Source organism: Bradyrhizobium sp. CCBAU 45384, from assembly GCF_028128665.1.
Taxonomy (GTDB): Bacteria; Pseudomonadota; Alphaproteobacteria; order Rhizobiales; family Xanthobacteraceae; genus Bradyrhizobium; species Bradyrhizobium manausense.
The window spans coordinates 279694-304893 of the sequence record NZ_LBIZ01000114.1; the positions used below are offsets into that span (position 1 = coordinate 279694).

The following is a 25200-nucleotide window of genomic DNA, read 5'->3' on the forward strand; positions in this document are numbered from 1 at the left end:
CCCTGAATCAGATTCCTTGTAAATAAACGGTCGAACGGCGAAGCCGGCCATGGGATCGGCTTCGCTCTCGCGGCAATGTCGGCGGCACAGATAGCTTGCGCAGGGTCGCGCAAGCTATCTGCATTGGCCCTCTAGCTCCGCATGAAGCCTTCGCACTCGCCCTCCGCCCAGGCGAGCGATTGCTCCAGCGTTTCGCCGCGGGCAAAGCGCAACGCCATCTTGGTCAACGTCGCCTGGAAGTAGATCTGCTGCGCGATTTTCGGCGGCGCCGGTGAGGCCGCGATCGAGAGCGTCTGTTGCCGGTAGGGGTCCGGATAGTGAAAGAGCGTCCCCTTCGGCGGACCTTCCTCGGCCCAGGTCTTGAGCTTCGTCAGGTTCGCATAGGCTGGCAGGTCGTAACCACCACTCACCGAGACGAATTTCTCGATCGCTGCGGGCGAGGACAGGTGAACGAGCAGGCTCTTGGCCGCTTCCTTGTTCTTGCCAAAGCTCCAGACGCCCCAGAAGTAAGGCAGGAAGGGCGCAAAACGTCCCTTCGGGCCCGCCGGGAAGCCGTGAGTCCAGCACTGCTCGGCAACCTGGGGCGCGTCGCGCTTGGCAACCGCCCAGGCGCTGGGCGGATTCATGATCAGCGCGCCGCGTCCGGAGATCAGCCATTTGTTGTTCGATGCGTCGTCCCAGGACGGCGCGTCAGGGGGCAGGAACGCGATCAGCTTCTTGTAATACTCCATGGCCTGGCGAACCTGGTCTGTCTTGATCGTGATATCGCCCTTGGCGTTGACGAGTTCGGCGCCGAACGACTGGAAGATCGCGCCGGCGGTATCGACACTGTCGGTGGTTTCGCCGAGGCCGATGCCGAACGGGAAGCCGCCCTTCTGGCAGGCCTCCGCGGCCTTCAGGAACGTATCCATGGTCCAGTTGTCCGCCTTGGGCGGGCTGCCGGCCGGATACATTTCCTGGACGTCGATGTTGGCAAACTTCTTCATCAGGTCGATGCGGGTGCAAGGGCCCTTGATCTGACTGCCGGGCGTCGCCGGCACCGCGAGCCATTTGCCGCCCGACTGTGCAAGATATTTGACCGTGCCGTTCACCTCGCCGTTCTGCTTGATGAGCGGCTCCACCACGTCGTTGAGCGGTTCGAGATTCTCGGAATAGGCGTGCGGCCACCAGCTCGGCATCTGAAGAATGTCGTGACCCGATTTGGCCTGTGCTTCGGCCGCCGCGGTCAGCTCAATCTTCTTGTTGTTGCTGGTGATGTAGTCGATCGAAACCTCGACCTTTTCCTTCGCGGCCCATTCGTTGACCAGATCGGTCGAGGCCTGGTTGGCGCCGGGCACCCAATGGTCCCAGAAGCCGATCGAAAGTTTACCGGCAGCGTAAGCGCCCCGGACATACGGCGCCGTGATCAGCGCCGCGGAGGACATTGCAGTGGCAGCTACAAATTGACGTCGTGTCAGCTTTTTGCGTGACATCTCGTTTCCTCGTCTTGGTGTTGTTTATTGTTCTGTCGTTTCCTCTGAATTTCCCAAGTTTGTTCTTTGATTTTATTGTTGGACGTTTCTTGTTGGCCTCGTCGTCTCCAGCGCTAAGTCACGCAGGGGACGCGGCAAATTGGTAGCGCGATCAGATCATGATTGATCGCATCTGTCGAGAAAGCCTGATGCATCGCTCTCTAGAACTAACGTTGTGTATGGGACGCGACAGCGGCTGCGTCGCAGCGTGAGCCGCGGCAGCCCTTATTGCGACGCACACGTCGGGCGAAGCCGCCAATTGCTCCGTGCGCAATTACGCCGCAGTTCCAAATGAGCTTGCATCGCCGCCGAAGGTCTTTCCAACGGGACAGTGATGGTCCGTAGCTAGACCTCGGCTCGGCGAAAACTGTAGAGTTGCAACCGGCAGGGCGCCTGCCGTTTCCTTAAGAAGGCAAGCAGACCGAGATGGAGACCCAAATGATCAACCCGGCGCCGCCTGTGCGGCTTGGCCTGCGACGATGGCTTGCGCTCGGGTCCGTGCTGACACTCCTCGTCGGCGCGACCGCAGTCGCGAATGCACAAGGTTTGGTCAAGGGCGTCCAGGACGGCGCCGCAGCCGGTAACAAGGCGGCCGGTCCTGTCGGAGGCGTCCTCGGCGGCGCCATCGGCGGCGTGGTCGGCGTCTTCACCGGCGTGCTCGGCGTCGGGAACAACAACAGCGGCCAGGCGCCGGCCGCCAAGGACGCCAGCAAGGACTCAGGCAAGGACGCCAAGCAGCCGGGCGCTGCCAAGGACAAGGATGCCAAAGGCGCCAAGGAGGCGGCAAAAGGCGCCAAGGGGGCCAAGCCGACCAAGGAAGCCAAGAACGCCCCCCAGGACAGCAAGGACAATAAGGACGTCACGGTCCTGACCCAGCCCGGCGCGCCGCAACTGACCGCCGAACAGATCGTCGCCAACAGCGATTCCTATATCGAGCGGATCAAGACCGAGCTGAATCTCACGCCCGATCAGGAGAAGCACTGGTTCGGCTTCTCCAGTGCCATGCATTATCTCGGGCATAATGGCGCGGAGCGACTCAACCTGCGGATGGAGCGGGCCAAGCGCGATCCGCCCGACGACATCATCGAGCAGATGCGCAACGAGGCGCAGTTCCTGATCGACCGCGCTGCCGACCAGCGCAATGTCGCCGATGCGGCCGAGCCGCTGTATTCGAGCCTCGATGACAAGCAGAAGCAGGTGTTCATCCAGGAGATGGTTCGCCTCAGCCATGAGCGCGGGCTGGATTGACCAGACTGGATTGATCGAGCCTGAATCGGATTGCATGCGTTCGTGGAAATAGAAGGCCACGAATTCGTGTATCCTTTTCGCAAATCGGGTATGCTTAGCTTTGCAGCGAGGCTTGCGGGGTTGATATGGCGGACGGACTCTCCGTTTTCCTGGTCGAAGACGAGGCGTTGATCCGGATGATGATGGCTGACATGGTGGAAGAGCTTGGCCACCATGTCGTCGCAGAAGCAGACAATGTCCGCGATGCGAGCGCCTTTGCGATGACCGCGCAGTACGATTTCGCGATCCTCGACATCAATCTGATGGGTGTTTATGTCGATCCGGTCGCCGATCTGATCGAGCGGCGCGGCAAGCCGTTTCTGTTTGCCACCGGCTACGGGCCGGAATTGCTGCCGTCCTTGCTCCGGCGCCGACCCATTCTCCGCAAGCCGATTGCGCTCGATCAGCTCAAGAGCATCATCGACTCGCTGTTTCCGGACATGCCTGCCAAAGTCCCGCACTGACTCTGTCGACGGTGCAGGCAATCGTGCACGAAAATGGCCGCCCGGAAGGGGCGGCCATGTCGCGACGGACGATCCGTCAGGGATTCACATCAGGCCGGCGCTGAGGTCGACGCCCTGGGCCATCAGGCTGAATGAGGCAATGAGGCCCAGGCAGCAGAAGATGGCAATTGCTTTAAAAGAATAATCGTTCGACCGGGTCTGGATGGCAGCCGGCATTTCGGCGAGCGAAATCATGCTCATGGTCATTCCCCCTCTGTTTGATCCTGAATTGCATCAGGCGAGGGAACTTCTAGAGCAGAAAGTTTGATACAGGATTGGCAGGGATCCTTAACGGAATCGCAATCGATCGCGGACTCCTCGCCGCCGGCAGCAGGCCTTGCAAGCCCTAGTTGCGGCCGCCCCGCAGCACCGTCGCGATGGTGTGGGCCGTCATCGCCGCGCGATCCGAGGCGCGCTGTGCAGCCAGGCGGTCCCGCGCTTTTTCCTCGATCAACAGCTCGATCAGCGCCATCCGCTTGGTTTCATCGTCTGCCTCGGTCAGCAGCCGGTGATAGCGGTGATAGTCGAATCCAACATCCTGCTTACGCATGTTACGCCCCCGGTACGTTACGCCACACACGCCAGGATTGTTTCCCATCGGACGCCTGAGGGCAAGCACGATCAGCGTGGAACCGCGAATTGGCTGCGGTCAGCTGTGAAGCGCTGGAGAGCGCCGATGCGAGGCGGCCGCCCTCAATCGAGATTGTGGTCGGCGAACATCTTCAGGCCGACGAAGCTTGCATCAGGCTTCATGACGAGGCGCGTCGGGATGTTGCGCAAGTAATCCTGGAAGCGCCCCTTGGCCTCGAAACGCGCGCGGAACGCTGAAGCCGAAAGGAATCCCGGAAAGCGCGGCACGATTCCACCGGCAATGTAGACGCCGCCCCTGGAGCCGAAGGTCACCGCGAGATTGCCGGCGACGGAGCCGAGGATGGCGCAAAACATCTCCAGCGTCGCGCGGCTGAGCTCGCAAGAACCGTCCAGCGCGGCCTTGGTGATGCCAGCCGCGTCGCGTTGCGGCACCTGGGCTTCGTCGACCTCGGCTATCGCCTCGTAGAGGGATTGCAGCCCAGAACCGGACAGGGCGCCGCGCTCGATCGAGACATGGCCGAAGCGCCGGCGCATCGCGGCGATCACCCGTTCTTCGCGCTCGTTCTCCGCCGGCAAGGTGGCATGCCCAGCCTCGGTGACGACAGCGAGCCGGGAGCCGTGGCGCTCGACCAGGCAGGAGACACCAAAACCGGTCCCGGGCCCGACCACCAGCAGTGGCTCTCCAAGCATGCCGTCCTGCCCGCCGAGCGGAATCAGGTCGGCTGGCTGCAAGGCGGGCAGGGACCAGGCCACCACCTCGAAATCGTTGAGCACATGGACGCTGTCGAAGCCGAGCGCCGGCTGGAGCTCGTTGCCGTCGATCACCCAGGGACTGTTGGTCATGACGCAGCGGTTATTGGTGACGGGGCCGGCGACGGCGAGGACGGCCCTGACAGGCTTTTCGCTGTCGGCCCGCCGCAGCACGTCGGTGATGGCCTCGCGGACCGTTGGATGGTCGGCGACCTTCACGTAGTCGATCGGTCCGATCTGCTCGCCATTGCTCAGTGCGAAGCGCGCATTGGTGCCGCCGATATCGGCGAGAAGAATGTTTCCTGTCTTGCCGATACTCATGGCCTTTTGGCTGCCGTGGCCTTTGGCCACAGGAACCCATCTCCTCTGCTTCGTTGCTCCGATCCGTATGACGGCGGATAACAGAGATTCCGCGGTCAGGTACAGCTAGTCAACACGGTCGTCCGCAAAGCGTTGCATTCAAGGCGGTGGTTGCGAAGCCGCCCGGGAAGGTCGACATTGGCGAGAGCGGCCGGCGCCCGATGCGCCGGGCGGATGGCATTAGACTTGCGATTGGGACCCTCTCGATGAAGATATCCGACCGCGACGTGCTGCTGGTGATCGATGTGCAGAACGATTTTTGCACCGGAGGGGCGCTTGCCGTTCCCGACGGTGAGAAGGTCGTGCCCGCCATCAACCGGATCGCCCAAAAATTCGCCAATGTGGTGCTGACGCAGGACTGGCATCCGGGCAACCACATCTCCTTTGCGGCGAACCATCCGGGCAAGCAGCCGTTTCAGACCATCGAGCTCGATTATGGCACCCAGGTGCTGTGGCCGACCCATTGCGTCCAAGGCACGGCTGGCGCCGAATTTCATCGGGATCTGGACCTGACGCGGGCAAGCCTGGTGGTGCGCAAGGGCTTTCGCCGCGGGATCGATTCCTATTCGGCGCTGTTTGAGAACGACAAGAAGACGCCGACCGGCCTCCTTGGCTATTTGCGCGAGCGCGAGCTGAAGACCGTCTTCGTGGCTGGCCTCGCGCTCGATTTTTGCGTCCGCTTTTCCGCGGAGGATGCCCGCAAGGCTGGCTTCGAAGTTGCGGTGATTGAGGACGCTTGCCGCGGTATCGACCTCGACGGCTCGGTCGCGGCGACCCATCGCAGCTTTAAGGAGCTCGGCATTTCCACCATCAGCTTGGAGGCGTTCCTGTGAGGATCATCAGGTAATGGCGGCGGAGAAGAGCGGCGAGCGGCCCGGCGAGGCGGGGCGTGGCCCCGATGATCCCATGGTGTGGCCGTTTGCGGCGGCAAAGCTCGCGATGGATGCCTGCTTCTGGTGGCTGGAGCGCCGTCCGGCCGAGCAGAGCGAGAGCGAGCTGCCCTGGACCACATCAGGCACCGTGGCGCTGGAGCTTGCCACCATGCGGCTGCGCGATTGCGCGCGGACGCGATCCGGCCAGCCGGCGCTGGTGTGTGCGCCCTATGCGCTGCATCGGGCCCTGATTGCCGATTTCGCATCCGGTCACAGCGTGGTGCAGTCGCTGCAACAGGGCGGTATCGATCGGGTCTATCTCACCGACTGGCGCTCGGCCACGCCTGAGATGCGCCACCTCTCGATCGATAGCTATCTGTCCGATCTCAACGTCGCCGTCGACGAGATCGGCGCGCCGGTCGATCTGGTCGGCCTGTGCCAGGGCGGCTGGCTGTCGCTGCTCTACGCGGCGCGTTTCCCGGCCAAGGTGCGGCGGCTGGTGCTGGTTGGTGCGCCGGTCGACCTCTCGGTCGAGTCCAGACTGGCGCAGCTTGCCCGCAATGCACCCGAGATGGTCTACGATCAGCTCGTCGCCCGCGGTGGCGGTAATGTCAGTGGCGAGGAGATGCTCCATGTCTGGTCGAAGGCGCCCGGCCCCGATGACGTCGCAGCCGCGTTGCAGCGAGACCTCTCGGACGAGGAGGGGACGGCCCTGCTGGCGCGCTTCGATCGCTGGAACAGCGAAACGCTCAACTTGCCCGGCGTCTATTATCTTCAGATCGTGAATTGGATCTTTCGCGAGAACCGGATCGCATCAGGCCAGTTCATGGCGCTCGGCCGCGCGATCGACCTGAGGGATGTCAGGGCACCGGTGTTCCTTCTGGCCGGGCTTGACGACGATGTCGTACCGGTCGCGCAGGCATTTGCCACAGCGAAGCTCCTCGGCACGCCGCCGGCTTTCATTGCAGCACGCTCCGAGCCGAGCGACCATCTCGGCCTGTTCATGGGGGCGCGGACCCATGCCCATGCCTGGCCCCGGATCGCCGAATGGCTGCGCAACGACCTTGCCGGCCTGCTGGCGCGCAGCGCCTGACATCAGGCGTGGCTTGCAGATCCGTTATGCATGATGGCCGATGGCCTGCACGGGGCCAGGTCGATGGGCTACATAGAGTCCAGCGTCGGCCGAGGCTGGCTTCTGGCAAGATTTAAGGGTCCTTTGCGCGATGAGCTTCCACTCGATCTACGCCCATGGCTTTGCGCGCGTTGCAGCCTGCGTCACCACCTCCCATGTGGCCGATCCCGCGGCCAACGCGGAGGCGGTGATCGCGGCGGCGAAGACCTGCGACGCGCAGTCGGTCGCGGTTTCAGTGTTTTCCGAGCTGTGCCTGTCCGGCTACGCCATCGAGGACCTCGTCCAACAGGATCCGCTGCTCGATGCGGTCGAGCGCGGGCTGGCCTCGATCGTCGAGGCCTCTGCAGGCCTGATGACCGTGCTGGTCGTCGGCGCCCCGCTGCGCTTCGGCGTCAGCATCTGTAATTGCGCCGTCGTCATCCACCGCGGCAGCATTCTCGGCGTCGTGCCCAAGAGCTATCTGCCGACCTATCGCGAATTCTACGAGGGTCGCCATTTTGCCTCCGGCGCCGGCATCACTGGTGAGGCGATCGCCATCGGCAAGCTCCGGGCGCCATTCGGCACTGACCTGCTGTTTACGGCCGACGACGTACCGGGCCTGACCATCGGCGTCGAGATCTGCGAGGACATGTGGATTCCGGTGACGCCGGCCTCCGAGCTGGCCCTGGCCGGCGCCAGCGTGTTGATCAACCTCTCCGGCAGCCCGATCACGATCGGGCGGGCACGCTCGCGTGCGCTGCTCTGCCAGTCGACCTCGGCGCGCTGCCTTGCGGCCTATGTTTATTCCGCTGCAGGCGCTGGGGAATCCACCACGGATCTGGCCTGGGACGGCCAGACCTCGATCTATGAGAACGGCGTGCTGCTGGCCGAGGGCGAGCGCTTCAGGCAAGACGGCCAGATCACGATGGCCGACGTCGACCTCGACCTGCTCAGGCAGGAGCGTGCCTTGATGGGCACGTTCGACGACAACCGCCGCCAGCGCGGGGCGCTATTCCGGAAAGTGACATTTGCCCTGAAGCCGCCGTCTGCGGATATCGGCTTCCTGCGCAAGGTCGAGCGTTTCCCGTTCGTGCCGAACGATGAGCATTTGCTCGAGCAGGATTGCTACGAGGCCTACAACATCCAGGTCGCGGGCCTTGTGCAGCGCATGCGCGCCACCGGTACCAAGCGTGTCGTGATCGGCGTCTCCGGCGGCCTCGATTCCACCCATGCGCTGATCGTCGCCGCCAAGGCCATCGACCTGCTCGGCCTGCCGCGCGAGAATATCCTCGCTTACACCATGCCGGGCTTCGCGACAGGCAGCGAGAGCAAGACCAACGCGCTGGCACTGATGAAGGCGTTGCAGACCACCTGGCAGGAACTCGACATCCGCACCACGGCGACGCAGATGCTGAAGGATATCGGGCATCCCTTCGGCAAAGGCGAGAAGGTCTACGACGTCACCTTCGAGAACGTGCAGGCGGGTCTGCGCACAGACTATCTGTTCCGCCTTGCCAACCATCATGGCGGCATCGTGATCGGCACAGGCGATCTCTCCGAGCTCGCGCTCGGCTGGTGCACCTATGGCGTCGGCGACCAGATGGCGCATTACAATGTCAACGCCGGCGTGCCGAAGACGCTGATCCAGCATCTGATCCGCTGGGTGATTACATCGAAGCAGTTCAGCGCCGACGTGAATGCAACGCTGGCCTCGATCCTCGCGGCCGAAATCTCGCCGGAGCTGGTTCCAGTGAAACCGGGTGAGAAGCCGCAAAGCACAGAGGCTTCTGTCGGGCCCTACGAATTGCAGGATTTCAACCTGTTCTACACGCTACGCTTCGGCATGCGGCCGTCCAAGATCGCCTTCATGGCGCTCCAGGCGTGGAAGGATGTCGCCGCGGGCGAATGGCCCCCGGCGTTCCCGGCCGACAAGCGCAGAGCCTACGATCTGCCGGAGATCCGACGCTGGCTCGAGGTCTTCCTACGCCGCTTCTTCGCCTTCAGCCAGTTCAAGCGCTCGGCGATGCCAAATGGACCGAAGGTCTCTGCCGGGGGCTCGCTGTCGCCGCGCGGTGACTGGCGCGCACCGTCGGATTCGAGCGCTGCGGCCTGGCTCGAGGATCTCGACCGCAACGTGCCGAACGCATCGGCTTAGCCGCAGGCGGCGGCTGGAAGCGACGTTCCCGCTTCAGGAACATTCGCGGCGACAGAGCGTTCGCGTCTGTCATTGCGAATTGTTGAGGAGAGGGACCATGCGTAAGCACTTGATGTTATCGACCGCGGCGATTGGACTTATGCTCGCATCCGGCGTTGCCTATGCTCAGGCGCCCGAGCGCAAGGACGAGCAGAAACGGACCGAGGAACCGGCCAAGAGCGCTGCGCCGCAGCGCGGTGGCGCTGGCCAGGAACGCGCCCAAGAACGCACCCAGGAACGCGTGCAGGGTGGGCAGGAGAAGCTTCAAGGCGCCGCCCGCGAGGAGAAAGGCGGCGCTGCCAAGCACGAGGCGAGTGAGGACAAGCGTCAGCCGGCCACCGCTGCCGAGCACAACGCGCCGAATGCCAGGGAGCAGGCGCAAGAATCCCGCGAGCCATCGAAGGATCGCAACCGGGAGGCTGAAAGCGCGAAATCGGGCCACGACGCCGACAAGAGCCGCGCCGAGACCAAGTCGGACAAGTCTGCGCCGCAGAAATCAACGGCCGAGACCGAGAAATCCAAGAGCGGTCCCGCTGCTCAGCAGAACGAGCGCACGGGAGCCGCGGCCAACCAGGGCGAGCGTAACCAGACCCAACCTCCGCGCAACGCCGCGGAGCAGAGCCCTGCGCAGCAGGGCAATCGACCGGCCACCGCAACCGACACGAGCCGGACGCCGCCAACCAACAACGCGCAGAGCGCACCGCCCGCCACCGGGACGCAAACCAATCAGGCCAATCAAACCACCCAGACCAACACGCAGGTCAGCCAGCAGACCCGGGTGAGCTCCGAGAAGCAGGTGCAAATCTCGGAACGACTGAGCCGCGAGCGCCTGGCGGAGCCGGAGCGCAACCTGAACATTTCGATCCGCGCCGGCGAGACAATTCCCCCGCACGTGCGTCTGTACAGGCTGCCGCCCGAGATCGTCTCGATCGAGCCGGAATATCGCGACTACGAGTATTTCGCGACGGACGATGACGTCGTCATCGTGGAGCCGCGGACGCATCGCATCGTCAGCCAGGTGCCTCGCGATCCGTCGCGAGCCCGGGCGGAGATGAGCGGCAGTGCATCAACCAGCATGGCCGCGACCGGCGGCAGCAACGCAAGCAGCGGCGTCAATTGCCGGATCATGCGGCGTGATGCCTCGGGCAACGTGGCCGAAGTCGAACCGTCAACGGTGGGCTCGAGTGCGCGGACCGATTCACTGAGCGTGACGGTTCAGATGCCCGGCGGCGGCTCATCCGCCCCGATTCCGCTCGGCGCCGCCGCTGGCGATATCGTGGTCGCAACGCTGGGGCAGGGCGATTGCACGGTGACCATCGAGCCGCAAACCCGCTGAGCGCGGGACCGGCAACACGCTGTCAACAAGACGCCGTCACAACGAATTCGCGCCGCGCGGCTCATAAAGCCGGCGGCGCGAAACTGCGTTCTAAGTAAAAAGCTCCGAGGTCCGGAGTGCCTAGGAGTCCGGACCTCGTCACCTTGCCCCAGCCTTCAATCCCCCGCCCCATGTGGTCCCCCAACCCCATAGTGCGCGATCAGAGGATGATGCCCTTGGAAGTGGCCGCCGATCGATGAGCGTGATGTACGCGAGGTCCCGATAGGATTCCATTCCGGAGCACTACGGACGAGAATACCGTTGTGCTCTTGGCTGATCATGTGCATCCGCATCTTGCAGTTGGCGCGAACCGAGGTTGAGCCGTGTACGGCTTCGTTCATCCCGGCGCTCGCGACGTTCGCCTCCAAGCCCGCGCCGGGAGCAGGGGAGCCCTGTCCGATCCAAGTTCCCGTTGCGCCTGATCACCCCGTGCGCTATCCGGCCGGAAAGGTGCGAGGCGGCTCCATATTTCCCGCCCGCGCCACCCAACCCCGAGGATGGAAACCGCCATGCCAGCCTATCGCTCCCGCACCACCACCCACGGCCGCAACATGGCAGGCGCCCGCGGCCTCTGGCGCGCGACGGGCATGAAGGACGGCGATTTCGGCAAGCCGATCATCGCGGTCGTCAACTCCTTCACCCAGTTCGTGCCCGGCCACGTCCACCTGAAGGACCTCGGCCAGCTGGTTGCCCGCGAGATCGAGCAGGCCGGCGGCGTCGCCAAGGAGTTCAACACCATCGCGGTCGACGACGGCATCGCCATGGGCCATGACGGCATGCTCTATAGCCTGCCGTCGCGCGAGCTGATCGCCGACAGCGTCGAGTATATGGCCAACGCCCATTGCGCCGACGGCCTCGTCTGCATCTCCAATTGCGACAAGATCACGCCCGGCATGCTGATGGCAGCGCTGAGGCTCAACATCCCCGCCGTGTTCGTCTCGGGCGGCCCGATGGAGGCCGGCAAGGTCAAGCTCCAGGGCAAGACCAAGGCGGTCGATCTCATCGACGCCATGGTGGCTGCGGCCGATTCCAAGGTCAGCGACGACGACGTCAAGGTGATCGAGCGCTCGGCCTGCCCGACCTGCGGCTCCTGCTCGGGCATGTTCACCGCCAACTCCATGAACTGCCTGACCGAGGCGCTCGGCCTCGCGCTGCCCGGCAACGGCACGGTTGTCGCCACCCATGCCGACCGCAAGCGCCTCTTTGTCGAGGCCGGACACACCATCGTCGACCTCGTCCGCCGCTATTACGAGCAGGACGATGCCTCCGTGCTCCCGCGCAACATCGCCAACTTCAAGGCGTTCGAGAACGCGATGACGCTCGACATCGCGATGGGCGGCTCGACCAATACCGTGCTGCATCTCCTTGCCGCCGCCCATGAAGGGCAGGTCGAATTCACCATGCAGGACATCGACCGCCTATCGCGCCGCGTGCCCGTGCTCTGCAAGGTCGCACCATCGGTCGCCGACGTCCATGTCGAGGACGTGCATCGCGCCGGCGGCATTTTGGGCATTCTCGGCGAGCTCGACCGTGCCGGTCTGATCGACACGTCAGTGTCGACCGTGCATGCGCCGACCATGAACGAGGCGCTGGAGCGCTGGGACATCAAGCGCTCCAAGAGCGAGGCTGTGCGCACCTTCTATCGCGCCTCGCCCGGCGGCATCCCCACACAGGTCGCCTTCAGCCAGGATCGCCGCTGCGACGAGCTCGATGCCGATCGCGAGAAGGGCGTCGTCCGCAACATCGAGCACGCCTTCAGCAAGGACGGCGGCCTCGCGGTGCTCTACGGCAACCTCGCCCAGGACGGCTGCATCGTGAAGACCGCAGGTGTCGATTCTTCGATCCTGAAATTCTCCGGCCCCGCACGTGTGTTCGAGAGCCAGGACGCTGCCGTCGAAGGCATTCTGGGCGGCAAGGTCGTCGCCGGCGAGGTCGTGGTCATCATTTATGAAGGCCCGCGCGGCGGCCCCGGGATGCAGGAAATGCTGTATCCGACCAGCTATCTGAAATCGATGGGCCTCGGCAAAGCCTGCGCGCTCGTCACCGACGGCCGCTTCTCCGGCGGCTCCTCGGGTCTGTCGATCGGCCATCTGTCGCCGGAAGCGGCCGAAGGCGGCAACATCGCTCTGGTGCGCACCGGCGATCGCATCGCCATCGACATCCCGAACCGCAGCATCAATCTCGAGATCTCCGACGAGGAGCTCGCGAGCCGCCGTGCGGCGGAGGAGGCGAAGGGCGATGCCGCCTGGCAGCCCGCGGCGCGCAAGCGCAGCGTCTCGACCGCGCTGCAGGCCTACGCTGCGCTGACCACCAGCGCTGCGCGCGGCGCCGTGCGTGAGGTCAAGCGTCGCACGAAGTAAGCATGTTCTGCATCGGCGTGAGCGTGACTCTCGCGCTCGCGCATGGTCAACAAGTTCTGAACGGTCGGCGAAAGCCGGCCGTTCGCATTGAGGATGCCCCGACGAACTTCGGCAGAGATGCGTTTTGCGGCTTATAGTGCGGCCACCTTCGCACATCCATTTCGGGCAATTGGGGCACCACCATAATGTCTCGTACTCTTGCTGTTGTTTTCGGAACAGTCGTCGCCGCGATTGCGATGACGAGCGCAGCTTCTGCCGGCTGCTATAATTGCTACGCGCCGCCGCAGCCGTGCACGACGTGCTATCAGCAGCAATACGTCGCCCCGCAATACCGCACCGTCGACGAAACCGTGATGGTGTCACCCGGCGCCGTCGTCGCGCATCGCACGCCGGCGCAGTATCGCACCGTGATGGTCCCGCAGACCGTGATGGTGGCGCCGCCCGGTGTTCAGTACGAGCAGATCCCGCCGCAATACGCGACGCGCCAGCGCGTCGAGATGGTCTCGCCGGGTTATTCCTATTACGCGCCGGTGCAGATGGGTTGCGCCTCCTGCGGCTACTGAGCTGAGGCGGGCAACACCAAACTCAGCAACAGACTTCGCGCGGCGTCCTTGGGGGCGCCGCGTTTTCCTTTGCGGCAAGCCAAACGAGGCCCGGACATGGAGGCGAATCCGACCGGGCCTCGCGACCAGCGACGCCCTGGGTGGCATCGCCAATGGCGGGGATGGCTGAGGGGAAGCGCTATTGACTCTCCCCAAGTGTTGCCAGGCTAGAAGATCAGCCTGACGCGCGCCTGACAGGTCGGATTTGGTGGGCCGGCTCGATGCGGACAGCCCTAACTTCGCGTTGCCTTGCGCGGCCGACTACGTTAAGCGACACCCAGACTTGACAGCCAGTCTTGGAAGGGTGGCCGAGTGGTTTAAGGCACCGGTCTTGAAAACCGGCGTGCCCGCAAGGGTACCGTGGGTTCGAATCCCACCCCTTCCGCCAGTAAGTTCTTGATATCAAAAAAATATTTTTGAAATTCGTTTTCCATCGCCTTCTGAACAATGAGCGAACTGGACCCAACCACCCTAAGGGGCAAGAAAGCCCTTCGCCAAGGTGTTTAGCGTCGTCGCGATTGACGCGTCGGCCTGCTTCGATCGCTTCCGCTTCGAATAGTTTCTCAACAAGACCGCCGGATCATCACCGATGCGCTCTGCTACTCGATGCACCGGAATGTTGCCATCGAGCAGAGCGGTCGAGTGAATGCCGCGGAGGTCGTGAAAGCGAATGCCGCCGAAACCGATGAGCTCGGCACGCCTGGCAAATTCCTTCGAGAAGTTGCGCGGGTTGCGCGGCTTCGAAAGGTCGAGCGGCTCGCCGGGATCGGGCAGGCAGGAAAAATGAGGGCGTTGGCCGGCAACCTGACCAGACCGAGATCGACGTCGGCGCTGTCGGGGATCCCCGCCAATAGGCGCTGATACTCGGTGCGTTCAGAAACTCCCGCCGGCTCACAAGGTCGGCGGATTCTTTTGTGCTAGTCGTCTCGACAACGGATGCCGAAATTGTCGCAAGTGAGCGCGAACGTCTCTTTCGCATTCGCGTCTTCAAAGCAAAAGCGTGTACCGGCGTCGCCGCGATCGGTCCACCAGTTAATCTGTTTTCCCTTTGCGATGCGCGAAGCTTCTCCGCGGAGCAGGTCCAATTGTCTTCCAGCAGCATGTACGATCAAGCAATGTTCGTTGGGCATTGGATCTCCGAAAGTGGAATTCGCAGAATACGAAGGCCGCAGCTGGGGGCAGCTGCGGCCCGCGCGCATTGGTCAAAACTTCCGGGTGAAAAATTTAAGTGAAGTATCAGCCAGCCCCGGTTTACCGAATCTTCCCGGCACCACTAGTTCCGGCCACAACAAATGTGAGTCGCGGGATTTATTTTCAGACGAACGGTCCCGAGCATCTCGGGGGCTGGAGACGAGACGCTCCGAGACCGCCCGACGCACCAAACTCAACCCGGCACGCCGGTTCATATCCTTCTGCTCGGGATTCAATCCCTCAGTCCAAAAAGATACAGTGTTCTAAATTTAATCGGCCGTTTGGGTGTGGCGTTCTCTAGGGCGATAGATGGTCCTAGGCCCAGAGGTGCGCCGCGTGATCGTGCAGAACGTCGCGGTGTAGGGCCGCAGGAGCCGTTGTAGAGCGGAGCCTGCGGCCCTTCTGTTGGCGCCGGTTCACGCTGGCGGGCCTATAACTCCCGGCTCATTGCAGGGTGACTCCGGTTCTTGACCTGATCCAACCCCCTTGAGCGGCCAGCTTGGTAGGGGCGATCGCGGCGTTTCGAGACGATGCCCTCGAGGCCGAGCTCGCAGGCCTTGCGGAAGAGATCCGGACCGATCTCGCCCCGCTCGAACGGCGCCACGAAGATGCCTTCCGGCCGCCGCGCGAGCAGCTTACCGAGGCGCGCCTTGCGCTCGAACAGCGGCAGCTCGCGCAGATCATCGCCCTCGGGCGCCACCAGGTCGAAGGCGTAGAGCTGGGCTTCTCCGTTATGCTTGTTCGATTGCAGAGCGTTGAAGTCCGATATGCCCTGGACGTCGAGCACGCAGATCTCGCCATCGATGACGAAGCGCTGCTGTTTCATCTTTAGCGCGGTCTCGGCGATCCAAGGTAAGCGCCAGGTCCAATCGAGCCCGCTCTTGGACAGGATTTTGACGTCGCGGCCGTCGCGGATCACGCGCTCCCGGTAGCCGTCATATTTAACCTCGTCGATCCAATCATCACCGACCGGCACAACCTTGCGCGCCTGCGGCCTGCAGAACTCGAACTGTTTTGGCATGGCCAGCATGTAAGTCGGCGGCAGCAAATTGCCACATCAGCCGCGCTTTCGCCGACGATATGGCGACGTGACAATTTGGGCAATCAGGCGCCTCGAGGTGCGCCACTGCGCTTTTTAATCGATCCACGCCCGCCCCCTTTTTTCAGGAGGCTAGCAGGCACACGGCACGGCAGATACATCAATTGTTGCTCCGATTGCTGCGGGGACAGATGTCAAGCGGCGGCTCAGAAATCAAAGGCCCGCCGGTTCGCTGGCGGGCCCCAGCGATCGATCACGTCGCGCATAATTCGGGCGAACATTCTGGCCCAATCGAGTGCTTGTTCGCGGGGCACTTGCCCCGGACGTAGCCGTCGCGACGGTAGGTCGTCGAAGTAGAAATAACGACTTCGGCGCCCATCAGCGAAGCGCACCTTGAAGCTTCCGGTGCCGGGCACGGTTTCGTGCTTGATGAGACGGACACTCATCCCGCCATCGAAGCCCGACACCCGCGAGAGTCAAATTATCGATTAGCGGTATCTCGGAACGATTGCGAGCTACTGCGCGTCGTGGGTGTGGAAAGCGTTCTCTCGGAACGGGGGCCATCACCCGTCTGCTGATCGCGTTCTGGGGCTTGCACAAACAAGTATAAGCTGTCCCGAGAATCGTTTTATCTTCACCTTAGCCAAACCTCACGGGGGAAGCGGGGAATGGTTAGGCCCGGCGCGCGATCACCGGACAAGAACCGCGCCGGGCCACGAGCGTTTGATTGTCAGAAAATACCGCCGGCCCGCCGTCATCGTCGATCGCATCCCGCCACCAGCAGAGCGTCGCCGATAGCGATATTCCGTCCAGATTGACGGGGTTGAGCGAAGGCGATGAGCGCGGCCGACAACCCGATCACGAGAAGTCCGACAGCAAGCGCCGTCCACACGCGTATATTGGACAGCAGCAGTGCGGCGCCAGGTTCAATTTCAGCGTCAATAATTCCGTCTAATTGGCTGAATTAACTGGAGTTTGATCCGATCTAGGTCAGCTTCAATTCCAGGTGGATGGCATCGGGATCCCAGCCCTTTGCGCGCACGAATCCAAATCTATCGAAGAGGCGGAGCATGGCTGCATTCTCGGGGAGCACCTCTGCCGTCAGTTCGCCCAGCCTGGCGTCGCGCGCCAGCGCGATCAGGTGACGCAGGAGCAGGCCACCGATGCCGCGCCCCTGCCAGGCGTCGATCACCATGAAGGCCATTTCGGCGCGGCCTGGCTCTACGACGATGTAGCGACCGCCGCCGACGATGCCCGCATCGTCCACGCAAGCGACCAGCGCGACATGGCGCTCGAAATCGATCTCCATGAAGAAGTCGCGCTCCCTGTCCGAAAAATGCTGCTTCGGGACGAAGAACCGACGCCGCCGCGACTGCGCGCTGGTCTGTCCCAGCGCCGCGAGCATCTCGACCTCGTCCTCAGGGTGGAGCGCCCGAATTTCGACGGACGTGCCGTCGCGCAACGTGTCCCGGCGCGTGTAGCTCGCGGCATCGATCATCGGTGTCTCGCTGCGTTCGTGAGGCGGAGACGACGACCGTCGTCAGCATCCGGCGATCAGGCTGGTGACTGCGGCGGAACTGCTTGATCTGGATCAAGCCGGCTGCACGAGCGGAGCCGCTACGCTGAGCAGGCTCCTGAGCACACGGGCACCGCGCTTGAAGACAATTCGACAAGTTCTGACGACCGACGGCGTCATCCAGCTCGTGATCCGGCTCGGATTGCTCGGACTGCTGGTGGCGTGGACCTTCCTGATCATCAAGCCGTTCGTGCCGATCCTGACCTGGAGCGCGGTGCTGGCGGTGGCGTTCTATCCGGCGTTCAGCTGGCTCGCCAAACTCCTCGGCGGCAGCCCGCGTATCGCGGCGGCCATTCTCACCGTGATCATGCTCGGCATCGTCATCGGCCCCGCGGCGTGGCTGGGCTTGAGTGCCGTCGACGGGATCAGGGACATCGCAAGCCAGATCAGTGCTGGCGAACTCGCGTTGCGGGCCGCACCCGAGCAGATCAAGAGCTGGCCCGTGATCGGCCAGCAGCTCTACGATCTCTGGAATCTGGCCTACACCAACATCCGAGCGGTGCTGCAGGAGGTGACGCCGTATCTGAAGCCGCTTGCGGGGTTCATGCTGTCCTTCGTCGGCAGCGCCGGCATTGGCATGCTTGAGTTCCTGCTGTCGGTGCTGGTCGCCGGGCTCCTTTTTCCCTACGGCCCGCAGCTTGCCGGTGCGATCCGTGGCTTTCTGTTCCGGATCGTGCCGGAACAGAGCGAGCATTTTCTGGAGCTTTCCGGCGCCACCATCCGCGCGGTGTCACAGGGCGTGATCGGCGTTGCGATCATCCAGGCGTTGCTCGCCGGCATCGGCTTCAAGCTCGCCGCCATTCCGAGCGCGGGCTTACTCGCTGTCATCGTTCTATTGCTGTCAATCGTGCAGATCGGCGCGGCCATCGTTCTTCTTCCCGTGGTCATCTGGATCTGGATGGACAAGGACATGACCGCAGCACTGCCGCTGACGATATTCTTCGTCATCGTGGGTCTGCTCGACAACATCCTGAAGCCGTTGGTCATGGGGCGCGGGCTGACCACGCCGACGCTCGTGATCCTGATCGGGGTGATCGGCGGAACGCTTGCGCATGGGATCATCGGGCTCTTTATCGGGCCAATCATCCTGGCGGTTGCCTGGGAGCTTGCGGCCGCCTGGATCCGCATCGAGCGGGCCGCGCCGGTGCCGGACGTTGTTGCCGACCGTTGACCCAAATCAACGTCGACGATTGCAGCCGCTCTTGGATGGCTGTTTGGCGCGCTTCAGGGGGCGGTCGATGCCGGAGAGGGGCGTCGGCTGTCCGGGACGGCTTGCGCGATTGAGGTCTGGTCGAACCCTATGCTGTTGCAATTGACGGTCGGCGCGCTGATCAGCGCGGTCAACATCGGCATTCACGCACTGGTTACGCTCATCGCCGTCGCAATTGCCCGCAGCGCAGGCCTTCGCAAGGTCGAGCGGCCGAGATTGCATCTGATGGGCGTGATGGTTGCGACCGCAGCGGTTCTGAATGTCGCGCATGCGCTGGAAGTCCTGATATGGGCATGGACCTATGCCATCGTCCAGGCCGTGGCCGCTCCCGAGAGCGACCTCATCTATTTCGCTTTCGTCAACTACACGACGCTTGGCTATGGCGATATCACGCCGGTGCGCGAATGGCGGCTGATCGGGCCGCTGACCGCGATGAACGGCGTGCTGCTGTTCGGCTGGTCAGCCGCAATCCTGTTCGAGGTCTTGCGCAAGACGCTCGACCACGTCGGACTGATCACGGACGATGTCGTCAGAGGAAAGGAACACGTGCCGTGAGCGCGACCGGCAGCGTCCCGTGCCGGCCTGGCTCGTACAAGCGCCTTTTGTGGCGCAAGCGGAGCTGAGGCCAGATGCCCAATTTCGTGACATCCCGCTGGGTTGCCGATTTCTTGTTCGGTTTTGGCGCGCTGTTTGCGATCATCAATCCTTACGGACTGGCCTTCATCTTCCTGGACCGGACCAGAGGCCTCTCGGAGGACGAGCGCGCGGATCTTGCGCTGCGCGTTGCCGGATACGCCTTCGCTGTTCTGTTAGCCTCGCTATTTCTCGGCAGCCAGATTCTGAACTTCTTCGGCGTGACCATACCAGCGCTGCGGATTGCCGGGGGCCTCGTGGTCGCCGCAACCGGCTGGTCGATGCTCAACGCCACGTCCGGTGCGGCCGGCCCCCACGCCGAGGCGACCGCCGATCTTGCGACCATGAAGCGCATGGCGTTCTTTCCGCTGACGATCCCGCTCACAACAGGACCTGGAACGATAGCAACCGCCATCGCCATCGGAATCAGCCGGACCGACAGCCTGGATGCAATGTTTGGATCGTCGATCGTTTCGCTGGCGGTTGCCCTCGCCGTAACCGCGGCAATATACCACGCCTACCGCAAGTCGAGCGCGATGGCACGCCTGTTCGGAGAGGAGGGCACCAGCGTGGTTACAAAGCTGTCGGCGTTCCTCCTGCTCTGCATCGGTGTGCAGATCATCATCACCGGGACAACGGACGTCGCGCGAACGATCCTGGATGGTGCTCCACACAACGTCCATGAGCGACTTCCCGTCAGGTCAAGCCGGTAGATCGAGGCTTGCAAGCTGGTGCCGGTCCAGCAGCACGATCTGACGCTGCGTGTTGCCGATAAAGCCGATGATGCCGAGCTCGTGCAAACGCGACAGGGCGCGTGAGACGGTCTCCAGCGTCAAGCCGAGATAGTCGGCGATATCGCGCCTCGACATGGGCAGCGCCATGACACTTGCCGCGGTCAGCCGCCTGTCCATCTCGAGCAGGAACGCCGCAACGCGCTCCAGCGAGGTCTTGCGCCCGAGCAGCAGCATATGATCTTCCGCATGCTGCAGGTTGTTCGTGGTCATGCTGAGCAGGTTCCTGGCGACCATCGCGTCATTTTCGGCGACCAGTTCGAGGCTCTGCCGCTTGACCAGACGTACTGTGGTATCGACGATCGCCTCGGCCGTGAATCTGTGCTCGCTGCCATTTTCCAGCCCAAAGATATCGCCGGTGAGATGAAAGGCGCCGATCTGCCTGCGACCGTCCGACAGCAGCTTGTAGCTCCGCACAGCCCCGGACTTGACTTGATAAACATATTCGGCGGGTTCTTTCTCGCCGTAGACTTCAGCGCCTTTCTTGTAGGAAAATTCGCTCAGACTGACCAGCGCAGTTGAAGAGCTGGTCATGCCGAGGTCGCGGAGCGAATTGGGGCGCGGTGCAGAATCAGTGGTGATGCGAACGAACATAGGCCAACTCCTCAGCTCTACGCCGAATTGGTCCGTCGGACAGAATATCTCGTCGCAGGAGATGCGGCCGCGCTATCCCATTCCCGCTGAAGTTGATTTACGACTAACGCGGTATTCCCAACCATTGTCCCAAGGTACATGGTACCCAGGGACCGAATGGACTTACTTGCGCGGATTGAGAAGTCCTTTGCCGCCTACGGAAGGGATCTCGTGAGGAAGCACATATTTTGATTTTCGTTCAATTTGCCGAATATCGCTTCGGTCATTCATTCGTCATCGTTGAACTCTGCGATAGGTGAAGAGTGCCCGGTCTGGTCCACGTAGTTGATGACGACGCATCGTTCCGGACGGCGATAGAACGCCGGCTGAAGCTCGCCGGCTATGATGTCGCGACCTATGCATCGGCGCAGGACCTGCTGGACGCCGCGCCAGGTGACGATCAGCCCGGATGCATTTTGCTCGACGTGCGGATACCGGGACTGAGCGGCCCCGAATTGCAGAGCCGGCTGGTAGCATCGGGCTCGACGCTGCCCATCATCTTCCTGACCGGACATGCCGATACGGCAACCACGGTGCGGACGATCAAGGCCGGAGCGGAAGACTTCCTGACCAAGCCGGTCTCGTCAGAGTTGCTGCTTGACGCGATCGAACGCGCGCTGGTGCGGCAGGACGCGGTGCGAAGTCAACGTGGCAGGCTGGAGGTATTTCGCGCGCACCTCGCCAGGCTGACCCAGCGTGAACGACAGGTGTTTGATCTCATCGTCCGCGGCAAGATCAACAAGCAGATCGCTTATGAACTGGGGACGACCGAGCGAACCGTGAAGGCCCACCGCCACCAGGTGATGGAGAAGATGCAAGTCCATTCGCTTGCAGAGCTTGTTTCGATCGCGGAACGACTTGGATTGCTCGATACGAAGGGCGATTAGCTCTCTGATCGCGCCGGGATCGTGGTTTGCGGCAACGGGACTGCCCCAAGGGACAATATGAAAGTTCGTGGGGCGGTGCTGCCATGCGAGCGTCGCGCAGCAAATAGCGCCGGCCCGAGAGGTCGCTCCTTGCCGTCCCGCGAAACAGTTTTCGTCGTCGATGACGATCCTTCGATGCGGACCAGCCTGAGCAGGCTGCTTCGTGCGCACGGGTTCGTTGCGACGCTGTTCGATTCAGCGAACGCCTTGCTCGATCAGGGCAGGTTCGAGGAGGCGATCTGCATCGTGCTCGACATCAATCTTGACGGAAAGTCCGGCATTGAGCTGCGGCTCCGACTGGCAGGGCAGGGGGTTGTCGCGCCGGTGATCTACATCACCGGCAATGACAGCGCGGCAAATCATGCCGCTGCGATCGCATCAGGCTGCGTTGCATACCTGACAAAGCCGTTCTCGGCGGAATCGCTGATCGCCTCGGTGATGCGTGCATCGGCCGCCTGATCTGCCGGATCTCTCATTCGTCGACATATTGCTCCAGCGTTTTCGCCGGTGGGCCCTTGTGCGCGGCTGCGAACTGCGCCAGGGGAATAGACGTCGTGAGCGCCAGCAGATTGGAATCGACGGTCTCGAGTGTCAGCGTCTTTCCCGCCTCCAGCTGCTTGACCACGTCTGCCGACGCGACGTCGGCCGCGATGCAGGCGTTAGTCAGGCACCAGGTATACGGCACGCGGACTGGAGCACCCTCGTCGATGGTGAGTTTGACCGGTTGCTGCAGATACATGCCAACGGGCACGAACAGCTGCAGTCGCGCTGTCGGGGTATCGTCGCGCTCGATCAAGTCGATGCGCACGGCTATCTGACCGGTCGGGAATTTGCCTGTGATCGTGGTCCGGCACAACGTGGGTGCGCCGCCCGCCTTAAAGCATAGTTTCCGCCAGTCGCCGTAGTTGATGTCCTGGGCCTCGCGCTGACCACGCGTTGCGACTTCGGCAGGGAACGCTGACGTCGCGGTGATGAGGAGGACCAAAAAGGCTGAGAGATAGTTGAGAGCGCTGGTCATGGTTCGCGTTTCCGGATCGGGGCGCTATTTTTGCGCATCGAGAAATTTCGCCACCAGTGGCGACCAGATCGGGATCGCATCCGGTGAGCCGATGAAAAAATGGCCCTCGTGGCCGAATGGCGGCATCAAATGGTACTCGGCCTTGCCGCCGGCGGCCGTGAACGCATCGCGCATCCGCTTCGACAATTCGGGGCCGAAGAACGTGTCGTTCTCGATGTAGATCCAAAGCATCGGCACGCGCGAGGTGCCGCCAAAATCGGCGGTCGCTTCCACCAGTTTGTCAGGCGCACAGTTGTTGTTGGGCTTGCCACCGACACGGCCGCCGCGGCCGGCGGCGAAGGTGATGATCGCCTTCACCGGCGGCGGGTTCAGGCTTGACAGGGCGATCGCCGCCCAGCCGCCTGCGGACTGCCCGACCACGACGACGTCTTTCGGAATGATGCGTTTCTCGGCCGCCAAGTAGTCGATGATCCAGAGGTCGACTTGCGCGAGGGCGAGGCCGGCATCGTGGAAGTTGGGGTTGATGCAATTGCCGATTTTGGAGAAGAACGGACCGTAGAGCGCCCGTTCTGGAATATCGATGGCGGCGGCCCCGTAGCCGCTTCCGACCGGCGCCACCACCAGATTGCCGCGCTTGGCGAACCATTTGGCGGCGTCGCGGAATTCGACCAGCGGAAAGAAGCTACGATCGGTCGGTTTGAGCGAGACGCCATGGTTCATGATCACCAGCGGGAAGGGACCGTCACCGACCGGTCGGGCCAAATAGGCGAACATTGGCAGCGGCAGCGGCAGGGCCCAGATCTCCTCCTGAATCCGCACGTCGTCCTCGGCATGCGCGCGCACCGCAAGGACGAGAAGGACAAGGACGGCAGTCATGAACCGGCGGAGGATTGCAGGCAAGGGACCCATCATGCCCTCCGTCATCCCGAATACGTGGCGGCGACGACGATCGGACCGAGCACCGTCAGCACGACGTTGCCGACCGCATACGGCACCGCAACGCCAAGCACCGGCGTCTTGCTCTCGGCAACATCGCAGGCACCGGTCACGGCGGCATCCACTGTCATGGCGCCGGCCAGCGCGCCGCACGTCACAACCGGGTTCATCCGCAGCACGTAGTAGGCGACCAGCGTTCCGACCGTCATCGGGACGAGGGTGACGACCACGCCCATGCCGACGAGGAGCAGGCCATGGGCCTGGATCGCCGACCAGGCAGCGAGGCCGTTGCCGAGGCCAATCGCCGCAATGAAACCGCCAAGGCCGATATCACTCAAGGTCTGCTGGGCGGCTGGCGGCATCGCGCCCATGGTCGGCCTGCGCGAACGCAGCCAGCCGCAGACAAGGCCCGCAATCAACGCGCCACCTCCGCCGCCGAGCGTCAGCGCCACGTTGCCAACCTTGAGGCTGGCGAGGCCGGCCAGAAGACCGACGGCAATGCCGGCGGCAAGAAAAGCAATATCTGTGCGATCGCTCGTGTTGAGGGCAGAACCAACCTGCGCCGTCGCCCGCGCAATATTGCCGGTGCTGCCGACCAGCGTCATGACGTCGCCGACATAGACGCGCGTATCGGGCCCGAGTGGCACTTCGCGGCCCATCCGGGTCAGTGCGCGCAGGAAGACGCCGCGGGCTGCGTCCCCGACGATGTCGACCACCTCGCGGAGCGACCGGCCGTGCAGCTTGCGGGTTTCTATGAGCACGTCGACGACGTTGCCAGGCAGGTTGCGCAGCAATTCGTCGGCGTCGATTTCAGCGCCGATGACCGGCTTGGCCGCGACGATCGCCGCGGTCGGGCCGGTCAGGACGATGTCGTCACCGTTTTCGAGCACGACATCGTGATGCGGTCCGACGTCGGCGCCATGGCGGACGATCCGCTCGACGACGGTACGTCCGCCGATCTCGGCTTCAATGGCTTCGACGGTGCGGCCGGCGGCGGCCGAGACGCGATAGGCCCGTGCCTGGAATTTGCGGTAGGAGAGATTATCCGTCTTCGCGGGGACGCCACCGGCAAGCTCGGTCTCGAGTTTCTTGGCCTCCGCCTTGAGATCGACCCGCATCACCCGCGGCGCGACGAATGGGACGAACAGCAGCGTCAGGATGTAGCCGAGCACATAAGTAACAGCATAGCCGGCTGCGATATTGGCTTCCTGTTGCTTCAAGATGTCGGGTGCGAGGCCGAGCTGCGCCAGCGCGCCAGACGCGGTGCCGATCACCGAGGACTGGGTCAGCGCGCCGGCGGTGAGGCCCGCGGCGGTGCCGGTATCGAGCTTGAGCAGGTGTGCAAGGATGAGCACGAGCACGAGGCCCGTTGCCCCGATCACCAGCGACAGCACGACCTGCGCCAGCGTCCGGACGCTCAAGGAGGCAAAGAACTCCGGCCCGGACCGGTAGCCGATCGTGAAGACGAACAGGCTGAACAGGATCGCCCGCAGGATCGGTGGAAAGGAGAAGGAGCCGAGCTGTCCGATCAAGACAGCGACAACAAGGATACAGGCGGTGGTGCCGATCGAGAATCCGCTGATCTTGATCCGGCCCAGGATGGTGCCGATGGCAATCGCCAGCAGCAGGAAGATTTCCGGTGCGGTGACGATGATCCACCTGACGGTTTCCATGGTCGACGTTCCCCGGCGCTTTTGCCGCGATTTGATTTGCTGCGGGAGGAGATTGCTT

The 25200-nt window shown here is 62.9% G+C and carries 25 protein-coding genes and 1 tRNA gene; 14 read left to right on the forward strand and 12 right to left on the reverse strand.

The window, feature by feature from the left end:
- Positions 1-131: 131 nt before the first annotated feature.
- Entirely contained in the window at positions 132-1472 is a 1341-nt protein-coding gene (locus XH80_RS27605; protein WP_271601279.1) for an ABC transporter substrate-binding protein, read from the reverse strand.
- A gap of 477 nt (positions 1473-1949) precedes the next feature.
- Here XH80_RS27605 and XH80_RS27610 point away from each other — a divergent pair, with 477 nt between their 5' ends.
- Positions 1950-2759, forward strand: a complete 810-nt coding sequence (locus tag XH80_RS27610; RefSeq protein WP_271601280.1) for a Spy/CpxP family protein refolding chaperone — start codon at positions 1950-1952, stop codon at positions 2757-2759.
- Positions 2760-2884: 125 nt separating this feature from the next.
- Complete coding sequence (locus XH80_RS27615) at positions 2885-3262, forward strand: response regulator (RefSeq protein WP_237862328.1); 378 nt, start codon at positions 2885-2887, stop codon at positions 3260-3262.
- 84 nt (positions 3263-3346) lie between these two features.
- Here the strand turns inward: XH80_RS27615 and XH80_RS27620 are convergent, their stop codons facing one another.
- The 3 genes from XH80_RS27620 to glk all read right to left on the reverse strand — a co-directional run bounded on the left by XH80_RS27620 (position 3347) and on the right by glk (position 4963).
- On the reverse strand, positions 3347-3502 hold the full coding sequence (locus XH80_RS27620; RefSeq protein WP_271601281.1) for a hypothetical protein: 156 nt from the start codon (positions 3500-3502) through the stop codon (positions 3347-3349).
- 145 nt (positions 3503-3647) lie between these two features.
- Complete coding sequence (locus XH80_RS27625) at positions 3648-3851, reverse strand: hypothetical protein (protein ID WP_057755196.1); 204 nt, start codon at positions 3849-3851, stop codon at positions 3648-3650.
- Positions 3852-3994: 143 nt separating this feature from the next.
- Positions 3995-4963 carry a glucokinase gene (gene glk / locus XH80_RS27630; protein WP_271601326.1) on the reverse strand — a complete coding sequence of 323 codons (969 nt, stop codon included), beginning with the start codon at positions 4961-4963 and terminating at the stop codon, positions 3995-3997.
- Between the two features lie 245 nt (positions 4964-5208).
- On the opposite strand from glk, the gene pncA reads away from it, so the two are divergent.
- The 7 genes from pncA to XH80_RS27665 all read left to right on the forward strand — a co-directional run bounded on the left by pncA (position 5209) and on the right by XH80_RS27665 (position 13904).
- Positions 5209-5835: a bifunctional nicotinamidase/pyrazinamidase gene (pncA, locus tag XH80_RS27635; protein ID WP_271601282.1), complete on the forward strand. Its 627-nt coding sequence runs from the start codon at positions 5209-5211 to the stop codon at positions 5833-5835.
- Positions 5836-5848: 13 nt separating this feature from the next.
- Complete coding sequence (locus XH80_RS27640) at positions 5849-6967, forward strand: alpha/beta fold hydrolase (protein ID WP_271601283.1); 1119 nt, start codon at positions 5849-5851, stop codon at positions 6965-6967.
- Between the two features lie 130 nt (positions 6968-7097).
- Positions 7098-9140, forward strand: coding sequence for an NAD(+) synthase (locus XH80_RS27645; protein ID WP_271601284.1), 2043 nt, complete (start codon positions 7098-7100; stop codon positions 9138-9140).
- A 97-nt stretch (positions 9141-9237) separates the two neighbouring features.
- Positions 9238-10515 carry a DUF1236 domain-containing protein gene (locus tag XH80_RS27650; RefSeq protein ID WP_271601285.1) on the forward strand — a complete coding sequence of 426 codons (1278 nt, stop codon included), beginning with the start codon at positions 9238-9240 and terminating at the stop codon, positions 10513-10515.
- A 548-nt stretch (positions 10516-11063) separates the two neighbouring features.
- Positions 11064-12914, forward strand: a complete 1851-nt coding sequence (ilvD, locus tag XH80_RS27655) for a dihydroxy-acid dehydratase (protein ID WP_271601286.1) — start codon at positions 11064-11066, stop codon at positions 12912-12914.
- 236 nt (positions 12915-13150) lie between these two features.
- A complete protein-coding gene (locus XH80_RS27660) occupies positions 13151-13477 on the forward strand; it encodes a hypothetical protein (protein WP_057755178.1) in 327 nt (108 codons plus the stop codon).
- 337 nt (positions 13478-13814) lie between these two features.
- Positions 13815-13904: transfer RNA gene (locus XH80_RS27665), tRNA-Ser, on the forward strand.
- A gap of 529 nt (positions 13905-14433) precedes the next feature.
- Here the strand turns inward: XH80_RS27665 and XH80_RS27670 are convergent.
- The 4 genes from XH80_RS27670 to XH80_RS27685 form a co-directional block, all read right to left on the reverse strand.
- On the reverse strand, positions 14434-14646 hold the full coding sequence (locus XH80_RS27670; RefSeq protein ID WP_083514618.1) for a hypothetical protein: 213 nt from the start codon (positions 14644-14646) through the stop codon (positions 14434-14436).
- A 491-nt stretch (positions 14647-15137) separates the two neighbouring features.
- Positions 15138-15728, reverse strand: coding sequence for an ATP-dependent DNA ligase (locus tag XH80_RS27675; RefSeq protein WP_271601287.1), 591 nt, complete (start codon positions 15726-15728; stop codon positions 15138-15140).
- A gap of 224 nt (positions 15729-15952) precedes the next feature.
- Complete coding sequence (locus XH80_RS27680; RefSeq protein WP_271601288.1) at positions 15953-16192, reverse strand: hypothetical protein; 240 nt, start codon at positions 16190-16192, stop codon at positions 15953-15955.
- Positions 16193-16731: 539 nt separating this feature from the next.
- Positions 16732-17244 carry a GNAT family N-acetyltransferase gene (locus XH80_RS27685; RefSeq protein ID WP_271601289.1) on the reverse strand — a complete coding sequence of 171 codons (513 nt, stop codon included), beginning with the start codon at positions 17242-17244 and terminating at the stop codon, positions 16732-16734.
- A gap of 157 nt (positions 17245-17401) precedes the next feature.
- Between XH80_RS27685 and XH80_RS27690 the strand changes: the two genes are divergently transcribed.
- The 3 genes from XH80_RS27690 (at position 17402) to XH80_RS27700 (ending at position 19878) form a co-directional block, all read left to right on the forward strand.
- The gene (locus XH80_RS27690; RefSeq protein ID WP_271601290.1) at positions 17402-18493 is read left to right on the forward strand and encodes an AI-2E family transporter; all 1092 of its coding nucleotides are present in this window, start codon (positions 17402-17404) and stop codon (positions 18491-18493) included.
- A gap of 129 nt (positions 18494-18622) precedes the next feature.
- Entirely contained in the window at positions 18623-19087 is a 465-nt protein-coding gene (locus tag XH80_RS27695; RefSeq protein ID WP_271601291.1) for a potassium channel family protein, read from the forward strand.
- 74 nt (positions 19088-19161) lie between these two features.
- The gene (locus tag XH80_RS27700; RefSeq protein ID WP_271601292.1) at positions 19162-19878 is read left to right on the forward strand and encodes a MarC family protein; all 717 of its coding nucleotides are present in this window, start codon (positions 19162-19164) and stop codon (positions 19876-19878) included.
- Here the strand turns inward: XH80_RS27700 and XH80_RS27705 are convergent.
- On the reverse strand, positions 19867-20550 hold the full coding sequence (locus XH80_RS27705) for a helix-turn-helix domain-containing protein (RefSeq protein WP_057755158.1): 684 nt from the start codon (positions 20548-20550) through the stop codon (positions 19867-19869). The two genes, XH80_RS27700 and XH80_RS27705, sit on opposite strands and share 12 nt — an antisense overlap.
- A gap of 302 nt (positions 20551-20852) precedes the next feature.
- On the opposite strand from XH80_RS27705, the gene XH80_RS27710 reads away from it, so the two are divergent.
- Positions 20853-21476, forward strand: a complete 624-nt coding sequence (locus tag XH80_RS27710) for a response regulator transcription factor (protein WP_271601293.1) — start codon at positions 20853-20855, stop codon at positions 21474-21476.
- A 57-nt stretch (positions 21477-21533) separates the two neighbouring features.
- Positions 21534-21974, forward strand: a complete 441-nt coding sequence (locus XH80_RS27715) for a response regulator (protein ID WP_442868585.1) — start codon at positions 21534-21536, stop codon at positions 21972-21974.
- Between the two features lie 13 nt (positions 21975-21987).
- Here the strand turns inward: XH80_RS27715 and XH80_RS27720 are convergent, their stop codons facing one another.
- Genes XH80_RS27720 through XH80_RS27730 form a run of 3 tightly spaced genes read right to left on the reverse strand, consistent with a single transcriptional unit; the run spans position 21988 to position 25142 of the window.
- Positions 21988-22533 carry an invasion associated locus B family protein gene (locus XH80_RS27720; RefSeq protein ID WP_271601295.1) on the reverse strand — a complete coding sequence of 182 codons (546 nt, stop codon included), beginning with the start codon at positions 22531-22533 and terminating at the stop codon, positions 21988-21990.
- A 24-nt stretch (positions 22534-22557) separates the two neighbouring features.
- Positions 22558-23409, reverse strand: a complete 852-nt coding sequence (locus XH80_RS27725) for a dienelactone hydrolase family protein (protein ID WP_271601327.1) — start codon at positions 23407-23409, stop codon at positions 22558-22560.
- 44 nt (positions 23410-23453) lie between these two features.
- A complete protein-coding gene (locus XH80_RS27730) occupies positions 23454-25142 on the reverse strand; it encodes an aspartate:alanine exchanger family transporter (protein ID WP_271601296.1) in 1689 nt (562 codons plus the stop codon).
- Positions 25143-25200: the final 58 nt, after the last annotated feature.